The sequence below is a fragment of the Microbacterium shimangi genome, assembly GCF_043556445.1.
Taxonomy (GTDB): Bacteria; Actinomycetota; Actinomycetes; order Actinomycetales; family Microbacteriaceae; genus Microbacterium.
In genome coordinates, this window is the sequence record NZ_JBIGII010000009.1 from 1 (window position 1) to 8,863 (window position 8,863).

The window sequence follows — 8,863 nt, forward strand, 5'->3', positions numbered from 1 at the left end:
CCCCCCCCACCCCTCCCCCCCCCCCCCTCCCCCCCCCCCCCCCCCCCCCCCGCGACGGGAACGGATGCTTCGGCGATGCTCCCGCTGCTGGCGCTGAGCATGCTGACGCTCGGTGGGGTATTCCTCGCCGTTCGCACGAGAGTGATCCGCGCACGCAAGTCGTGATGCAGGAATGACCACGGGGGACGTGCGGCCGCGAGCTGCACGTCCCCTTCTTCGTCCTCACGTCACGGGCACCCCGATGGGGCATGATGGGGTTCTGCATTACGGACGGGGGCCCGCAATGACGACGCCTGACTCTCGCGACGGCCTGTCGGGACTCGACGACCTGATGAGGTACGACCCGGGATCGCACGGCGGGGAGCGCGAGCCTGCCGCGCGGTACCGCCGTCGCCGGGTCGGACTGATCATCGCCTCGATCGTGACCCTCGTCGTGCTGGGCGCGCCGACGGCGTACGTCGTCTGGGCCCTGAACGCGCCGCTGAGCGCACCGGCGGTCACCTCCCAGACACCCGCGGTCGCTGCGCCCGCGGCCGCGTCGATCGCCCTCCCCTCCGAGGGAGCCTCCGCCATCAGCATCTCGGGCGGAGACGCCTACCTCGGCCCGGCGGCGAGCGGGATCTGGACGACCAGCGGAACAGACGAGCCCCGCCCGCTCGCCAGCATCAGCAAAGTCATCACGGCACTCGTGATCCTCGAGGAACGCCCGCTCGCGAGCGCCGAGGACCCCGGGCCGACGATCACGTTCGACGGGGCCGACAACGACATCTACGACAGGTACTACGTCTTGGGCGCCACCGTCGCCACGATGCCCACGGGCAGCTCGATGTCACAGCACGATGCTCTCGGCATGATGCTGATCCCGTCGGCGAGCAACTACGCCGAAGCGCTGTCGACGTGGGCGTTCGGATCGCAAGGCGCGTTTCTGGCCGCGACGCAGCGCTGGCTCACCGCGAACGGCCTCACCGGCACCACGATCGTCGAACCGACCGGCATCAGTGCGCGCAACACGAGCACGCCCGCCGACCTCATCGCGATCGGCAAGCTCGCGTCGGCCAATCCGGTCGTCGCGCAGATCTCTGCAACGCGGTCGGCATCGTTGGGCGCCCCGGGCCTGGTGAGCAACACCAACGATCTGTTGGGGACCGCCGGTATCACCGGACTCAAAACGGGCAACCTGGGCGCGGGCCGCCACAACCTCCTGTACACCGCGTCGCTCGACGTGGGAGCCGCGGAGCCGCTGGCCGTGACCGGTGTCGTTCTCGGCGGGTCCTCGCGGCAATCGGTCAACGCCGACGTCGTCGCGACGCTCGAGAGCATCCGCGCGGGCTTCCACGCGGTGCCGCTGGCGGCGCCGGGCGATCCCGTGGGGACCTACACCACCCCGTGGGGCTCGACCGCCCGCATGGTCGTCGGCGAATCGGCGTCGATCTTCACCTGGTCGGACACACCGATCACCGCCACGATGCAGACGACGGCTGCCCAGACGTACGAGAACGGTGAGACGGTCGGCAGCATCACCTGGACGGCAGGGCCGCACACGGCGACGGCGACCATCGTCATCGAGGGCACCATCGAGCCTCCCACCGAATGGTGGCGACTCACCCACCCGGGCGAGCTCGGCAATCCGTGACGGACTCGCCGGGGAACGACGAAAGCGCCCCACCGAGGGGGCGCTTCTCGTCGTAGCGGGAGAGAGATTCGAACTCTCGACCTCACGATTATGAGTCGTGCGCTCTCACCAACTGAGCTACCCCGCCGCACAGCATCCGGTGGAGTGAATGGATGCTTCGAGCCCCGAGACAGGTTTGAACTGTCGACCCCTTCCTTACCATGGAAGTGCTCTACCACTGAGCTATCGGGGCGTTACCGGGCGAGCCCGGGCAACTAGACGAGAATACCAGAGCCGCGGCCCGATCGAAGACGCGAGTCAGCCTCCGGCGTGCTCACGCAGCCACGGAATCGGGTCGATCGCCGTGGTGCCGCCGGCGAGGATCTCGAAGTGGGTGTGGGCCCCGTACGAGCGGCCCGTGTTGCCGGTGTGTCCGATGACGGTTCCGACGGTGACCGCGTCACCCGGCGAGACGGTCAGCGAGTCGTACTGCATGTGGGCGTAGCGGCTGGAGACCAGCTCGCCGTCGATGACATGGTCGATGACCACGGTCACGCCGTAGGCCCCGCCCGACTCGGTCGCGATGCGCACGGTTCCGTCGGCGATCGCCTGCACGGGGGCACCGGCACCGGGAACGAAGTCGGCTCCCTCGTGCATCGTGCCCGAGCGCATGCCGAAGCCGTACGTGATGGGAACGCCGACGGCGAAGGGCCACTGGATGGCCGCCGTCGGGTCGTTGACGAAGAAGCTCGAGAAGTTCGTGATGCCCGAATCGGCGGCGAGATCCGCGAGGGTCGCCGCTTCGAAACCGTCGGTGCGGTCGAGCGCCCCGGCCTGCACATCGGCGGGCGCGACATACGCCTGGATCTCTTCGTCATCGCTCGCGACGTCGGAGGCGGTCAGGAGGTTGGTCTTCACCGCGTCCGCGCCCTGGGCAGCGGCGACGGCGCCGACCGGCGTGGTCATTCCGACGGCCAGCAACCCCACCACACCGAACACCCCCACCGAGAACGATGCGGTGGCCACGCGCTTGAACGAGAGCAGTCGACGACGACGGGGGCGACCCGATGCGTGCGACGGCTCAGCATCCGCCTCGTCGTCCGCGTCGGTGACGAGCGCGTCGGCGGCGACCTGCACCGGAGTCTCACCCGTGAAGGCGAACAGGCGCGCGGCGACCTCGAACTCGTCGACGGTGTCCTTCATGCGTGCGTCGTCGCGCGTGGGGGCCGTATCGGTCGCAGAATCCTCATCGGCGGCCGCCGCGGCGACCGCGATCGGGCCGCCCGTGGCGTCGGTCGGGGTCAGGAGTTCGAAAGCCGGCGTCTCGTCGAGCGTCTCGCGCACGGGGCGTTCCCGAAGGCGCCGACGGGCGGCGGGCAACGTGATCGGCGACGTCGGCAGCACGGCGGGAGACGGCTCCGCCGACGCGGCGACGGACGCTTCGGTGACGGGCACGTCGGCGGCGGAGGCCGGGTGCGGCACGTCCATCGCGACAGCGAACGGCGGGGCCTCCACGACGGGGATCGCCAGCGCTTCGGGCTCGAGGTCAGCGAGATCGACGACGTCGGCCGTGTCGTCGAGGACAGCGGCGGACTCGGTCGGGCGCGTCCGACGACGGGACGCCGCGGCGGGCATCGGAGCAGGAGTCTCGACGATCGCCTCACCCGCGGGTGAGGCCTGCGCCAGACGGCGCAACTCGGCGCGCGTCAATTGCCGGGTATCGGCAACGGCGGGCGCCGGGGATGAACGAGTCGAGCGTCGCGTGCGAGCGGGCTCGGCCTCGGGGATGTCTGACAACGCGCGGAGTGCTCTCGGGTCGTGTCGCAGGCGCGACGAAATCGGGCTGTTCTGGGCGTCTCCGCCGTTCGGGCGGCGAAGATAACGATCAGGTAAACACTACAACGGACGCCCTGGGAATGCCATGTGGGGTGGGCGCTCAGTAGTCGATCAGTGCCGAGAGGCGGGGGAAAAGTCCTGGTCCGGCGACGATCGTCATCTCGCGGCCCGGAACGCCTCCGGGCGCACCCGCCGCGACCCCGCCCGCCTCGGTGACCAAAAGCACGGCCGCCGCGTGGTCCCACGGCTGCAGCCCCTTCTCGTAGAAGCCGTCCATGCGGCCGGCAGCGACGTACGCGATGTCGAGCGACGCCGCCCCGATGCGGCGGATGTCGCGCGCGAGCGGCATGACCTTCGCCTGCTGCTCGAGCGCGGCGGCGTGGGTCGCGGGGTCGTAACCGAACCCGGTCGCCAGGAGCGCGCCGGCCAGACCGACCTCATCGTTGACGTGCAGGGCAACGTCGCCGAGCCACGCGCCACCGCCTCGCGACGCGCGGAAGAGTTCACCCACGACGGGGTTGTAGACGACGCCGGCGAGTGCGGTCCAGGTGGCCGTATCGGGCTCGCTGTCGCCGTCGGCCAGTTGCACGGCCGCGATGCTGACCGCCCAGGCGGGGATGCCGTAGGCGTAGTTGACGGTGCCGTCGATGGGGTCGACCACCCACGCGATGCCGGTCGAGCCGCGCCCGGCCCCGCCTTCCTCGCCGAGGAACGCGTCGTCGGGACGAGCCGCGGCGAGGCGCGCGCGCACGAGCTCTTCGACCTCGCGGTCGGCCTCGGTCACGATGTCGGCGAGCGCCGACTTCGTCGCGGCGATCGTGACGCCCTCCGTGCGCCGACGGTGCGCGAGTTCACCCGCTTCGAGGGCGATGTCGACGGCCAACTGCAGCAGTTCGTTCGGCGAGGTCATTCCTCCACGCTAGTGCGGAGTGCAGCATCCGCCCCCTCCCGGTACGGGCCGCCCTCTGCACGAACTCAGGCTGAATGCGCCCGGCTCGCCCGCCCGGCCGCGTCTTTCCGGGGCAGGCGATGTGTGCGGCAGGGATTGAGCCTGAGTTAGTGCGGGAGGGGGGCCACACCGCAGGTCGACCCCGGGATCGCTAGCGTGGGGGCATGAGCCGCGCACTCTTCGCCCGCACGCACGACGTGGTCATCATCGGCGGCGGCCACAACGCTCTCGTCGCCGCGGCCTACCTCGCTCGGGCCGGGCGGAGCGTCGTCGTGCTCGAGCGTCTCAGCGCCGTCGGTGGGGCCGCCGTCTCGGAGCGCCCGTGGAAGGGGGTGGATGCTTCGCTGTCGCGCTACTCCTACCTGGTCAGCCTGCTCCCCCGCCGCATCATCGACGACCTCGGCCTGCGCATCGTCCTGCGCCGCCGACGGTTCTCGTCGTATACGCCCGATCCCGGCGACCCGAGCCGCGGAATCCTCGTCGACACCGCGGATGCTGCGGCCACGAGCGCATCGTTCGCGCGCGCGGTCGGCGACCCCGGCGAGGCGGACCGCTACGCGGCTTTCGTTGCGCGTATGGGTCCGCTCGCGCGCGCGGTGTTCCCGTCCATGACCGAGCCTCTGACGACCTCCGCAACTATGAAAGAGCGCGTCGGCGACGACCGCCTCTGGAACGACGTCGTCGAGCAGCCCCTGGGCACGATGCTGCGCGGATCGCTCGACTCCGACCTCGCGCGCGGGATCGCCCTCACCGACGCACTCATCGGCACCTTCGCCTCGGCCGACGACCCGTCGCTGCGGCAGAACCGCTGCTTTTTGTACCACGTGATCGGCGGTGGGACCGGCGACTGGGACGTCCCGGTCGGTGGCATGGGGCGCGTTTCGGCCGAGCTGGAACGCGCCGCACGCGAGGCCGGCGCCGAAGTGCGCACCGGAGCCGACGTGACCTCGGTGACTCCCGACGGCGAGGTGCACATCGGCGGCCGCGACCCCGAGGTGTTGCGCGGACGCCTCGTGCTCAGCGGGGTCGGCCGCGACGTGCTCGATCGGCTCCTCGCGGAGGGGAGCGCCGCATCCACCACTCCCCCGCCGACACCCGGACCGCCCCGCGCCGAGGGCGCACAGGTGAAGGTGAACATGCTGCTGCGCCGGCTGCCGCGCTTGCACGACACCACGGTGGCGGCCGAGGCGGCCTTCGCCGGCACTTTCCATGTGAACGAGACGATGACCCAGCTCGACGCGGCGTACACCCGCGCCGTGGCCGGCGAGCTGCCGTCACCGCTGCCCGCGGAGATCTACTGCCACTCACTGACCGACCCGTCGATCCTCGGTGCGGAGCTTCGCGAGCAGGGCGCGCAGACGCTCACCCTGTTCGGCCTGCAGGTTCCGCACCGGCTCGTCGCGGGGACGGATGCTGCTGCCAGCCGCGCTGCGCTGCTCGCGGCCGCCCAGCGGTCGCTCGACTCGGTGCTGGCGGAGCCCATCGCCGATGTCGTGTACGAGGCGCCGGACGGCACCCCGTGCATCGAGGCGAAGACCACAGCCGATCTCGAGCAGTCGCTCGGCATGGTCGGCGGCGACATCTTTCACGGACCGCTCTCATGGCCGTGGGCCGAAGACGGCACCGACCTCGACCGCCCTGCCCAGCGTTGGGGCGTCGACAGCGACCACGAGCGCATCCTGCTGTGCGGCTCGTCGGCCCGCCGCGGCGGCGCGGTCAGCGGTGTGGGCGGGCACAACGCCGCGATGGCCGCCCTCGAGCTGCTGGGCGGCACACGGGCCTGACCCGCACCCGCCCGCCCGCCTTCGGGGCGCGGTCAAACGCGAAGTGCCCCGCTCCGGACTTCGCGGGGCGAAGAACGGGAGCGGGGCACTCCGGCGCGGGCTACTGCGGGGGCATCGGGGGCGGGGGCGGGAAACCCTGGTACCCGGCCGGGGGTGCGGCGGGCTGCGATCCCTGCTGCGGTGTGGGCGGAGTCTGCGGCTGCTCGGCCGTCGGCTGCGCCTGCTCGGCCGTGGGCTGTGCCTGCTCGGCCGTGGGCTGCGCCTGCTCGGCCGCGGGCTGGGGCGCGCCCTGCTGCGGCTGGCTCGGGTGGCCGGCGTAGTACGCGTTCCAGTCGGGCGAGCCGTCACCCAGCACCGGGAGCGGGGTGACGCCGTCGGCATAGGTCGGCCACGGCTGCGCGGCGGGCGCCTGCTGCGGGTAGGCCTGGGGCAGCTGCTGCGGGTAGGCCTGCGGCGCGTATCCCTGGCCCACCGGGGCGTAGCCCTGGGGTCCGTATCCGGGGTAGGCACCGACCGGGGTCGCGGGGCGCTCGCGCTTGGGCGCGAAGAGGGCGTTCACGAGGGGCACGAGGGCGGTGCCGAGCGCGGCGAGGATCGTCACCGCGACGACGACGCGCCAGTAGAAATCGTCGAAGTCGATGAACTCGTGGAACGTGAGGGGCAGAACGAGAAGCACCGCCAGGACGGCGACGAGACCGATCGTGACGAAACCGGTGGCGCGGGTGAACCCGGTGGGGTTGTGCGCGATGGCCTTCGCGAAGAGGCGCACGTGGAGGACGGCGAGCTGCAAGACCAGGATGATCGCGAGGAATGAGGCGAAGCGCCCGAACCCGCCCGCGTAGTCGTATTCGTCGACGGGCATCCAGATGAGGAACGCCCCGAGCAGGAGCGTCGCGACCCAGACCACCATGCTGGTCAGCGCGAACCAGTCGGGGCGGCGAGGGGCGAGGTGCGTCTCGAGGATCGCGATACCGGCGAACGCCGCCAGCAGCAGGATCGTGAGGAATGCGCGGCCGATGAGCCCGTTCTCGGGGCCGACGAGCACCCAGATGACACACACGATCGCGGCGAGGATGAGGGCGCCGATCGCGACCCAGATCGCCCACCGGAGCAGTCGCGGATTCTGGGCGTCGTTCGACGCCGGTGGCGCGGGTTGGCCGGAATAGGGGGACGGCGAGTGGGGGGTGGTCATGGCGTTCTCCTCCGCGACGGATGCGGTCCCATCCTGTCACGCGCGTGTTCGATCGACGGGGGCGCGCAGCATCCGTTCGTCCTTCATCCCCGACCGGGCCTGGGGAGGAGCGCTGAACCGCGTCGCTCCCCTGTCACTACCGGTCGGTGCCACTCGTCTGTCGCACCTGGCGGGTGCGAGCCGCCGTTCGCGACAGGGGAACCCGTCTTGCCCGGTTCCCCTGTCGCAAACGGTCGGTGCGAGCCGCCATTCGCGACAGGGGAAGCGGCGGCCTCAGCGCTCACGCGCCGCAGAACCTTACTTCGGCGATCTCGTCACCCAAGGGCGCCAGTTACGACGTTGTAGTATGTGGTTCACACCGGCGTTGGAGGGGTTATGGCGGCGACGCTGCACGATGTCGCGCGGCTTGCCGCGGTGTCGATCAAAACGGTTTCCAACGTGGTGAACGACTACCCCCACGTGCGACCCGCCACGCGGGATCGCGTTCTGCAGGCAATCGACGAACTCAACTACCAACCGAACCTGTCGGCGCGCAGCCTGCGGTCAGGACGCAGCGGAGTCATCGGCCTCGTCCTCCCCGAACTGAGCCTCAGCTACTTCGCCGAGCTCGCCGACTCCGTCATCGCGAATGCCGAGAAGCATGGACTGGTGGTCCTCATCGAGCAGACGGGCGCTGACCGAGACCGCGAGATCGCGGTTCTCTCCAGCCCCCGCATGCAGCTCACGGACGGGTTGATCTTCAGTCCGCTGGGGATGAGCCAAGACGACGTCGGGACGCTTCAGGTCGACTTCCCCCTCGTCTTGCTGGGCGAGCGTATCTTCGGTGGCCCGGTGGATCACGTGACGATGCGGAACGTCGATGCCGCACGAGCCGCAACGGAGCTGTTGATCCGGAGCGGGCGACGTCGTATCGCCCTGATCGGCGCCCACCTCGAAGAAGACATCGGTTCCGCGGCGCTGCGTATGCAGGGTTACGCAGAGGCTCTCGACGCAGCCGGGATCGCCTTCGATTCGGACCTCGTACGCACGACCACCCTCTGGCACCGGTCGAACGGCGCGGCGGCGGTTCGCGAGTTGCTCGACAGCGGCACGGAGTTCGATGCGGTCTTCGGGCTGAACGACGCTCTCGCACTCGGCGCGATGCGTGCGCTGCAGGAAGCGGGGATACGCATCCCCGACGATGTGGCCCTCATCGGGTTCGATGACATCGAAGAAGCGCAGTACACGCTCCCGAGCCTGACGACGGTGAATCCCGGGCGCGAGCAGATCGCGGCCCGCGCCGTCGACATGCTCGTTGCTCGCATCAAGGCCGGAGGCGGCCGTCCGGAGGACCCCCAGCACGAGCTTGTCGACTTCGACGTGGTGCAACGCGAGTCGGCCGTGTTCACGTGAGGCCGCGTCGTAGCAACTGAAGATGAAGTCGTGGGGGGGGGGGGGGGGGGGGGGTCCCGCCCCCCCCCCCCCCCCCCCCCTCCTTCATGCCCTTCTTT

7 protein-coding genes and 2 tRNA genes are annotated in these 8,863 nt (G+C 70.5%); 4 read left to right on the forward strand and 5 right to left on the reverse strand.

The annotated features are described in order from the left end of the window. Both ACFXQA_RS14380 and ACFXQA_RS14385 read left to right on the forward strand, forming a co-directional pair. Positions 1 to 165 (forward strand): LPXTG cell wall anchor domain-containing protein (locus tag ACFXQA_RS14380; protein WP_394520573.1); only part of this gene is annotated, 165 nt, incomplete at its 5' end. Positions 166 to 283: 118 nt separating this feature from the next. Continuing rightward, positions 284 to 1,633, forward strand: coding sequence for a D-alanyl-D-alanine carboxypeptidase family protein (locus ACFXQA_RS14385; RefSeq protein ID WP_394520567.1), 1,350 nt, complete (start codon positions 284 to 286; stop codon positions 1,631 to 1,633). A 53-nt stretch (positions 1,634 to 1,686) separates the two neighbouring features. Here ACFXQA_RS14385 and ACFXQA_RS14390 read toward each other — a convergent pair. From ACFXQA_RS14390 to ACFXQA_RS14405, 4 genes are all read right to left on the reverse strand, one after another. Next, positions 1,687 to 1,760 (reverse strand) — tRNA-Met (locus tag ACFXQA_RS14390). Between the two features lie 33 nt (positions 1,761 to 1,793). Beyond that, positions 1,794 to 1,865: transfer RNA gene (locus ACFXQA_RS14395), tRNA-Thr, on the reverse strand. 65 nt (positions 1,866 to 1,930) lie between these two features. Then, on the reverse strand, positions 1,931 to 3,322 hold the full coding sequence (locus ACFXQA_RS14400) for a M23 family metallopeptidase (protein WP_394520568.1): 1,392 nt from the start codon (positions 3,320 to 3,322) through the stop codon (positions 1,931 to 1,933). Between the two features lie 226 nt (positions 3,323 to 3,548). Continuing rightward, positions 3,549 to 4,358 (reverse strand): inositol monophosphatase family protein, encoded by an 810-nt coding sequence (locus ACFXQA_RS14405; protein ID WP_394520569.1) that lies wholly within the window; start codon positions 4,356 to 4,358, stop codon positions 3,549 to 3,551. Positions 4,359 to 4,561: 203 nt separating this feature from the next. On the opposite strand from ACFXQA_RS14405, the gene ACFXQA_RS14410 reads away from it, so the two are divergent. Beyond that, a complete protein-coding gene (locus ACFXQA_RS14410) occupies positions 4,562 to 6,181 on the forward strand; it encodes a phytoene desaturase family protein (protein WP_394520570.1) in 1,620 nt (539 codons plus the stop codon). Between the two features lie 100 nt (positions 6,182 to 6,281). Here the strand turns inward: ACFXQA_RS14410 and ACFXQA_RS14415 are convergent, their stop codons facing one another. After that, a complete protein-coding gene (locus tag ACFXQA_RS14415; RefSeq protein ID WP_394520571.1) occupies positions 6,282 to 7,373 on the reverse strand; it encodes a hypothetical protein in 1,092 nt (363 codons plus the stop codon). Between the two features lie 375 nt (positions 7,374 to 7,748). Here ACFXQA_RS14415 and ACFXQA_RS14420 point away from each other — a divergent pair, with 375 nt between their 5' ends. Continuing rightward, positions 7,749 to 8,765 (forward strand): LacI family DNA-binding transcriptional regulator, encoded by a 1,017-nt coding sequence (locus tag ACFXQA_RS14420; protein WP_394520572.1) that lies wholly within the window; start codon positions 7,749 to 7,751, stop codon positions 8,763 to 8,765. Positions 8,766 to 8,863: the final 98 nt, after the last annotated feature.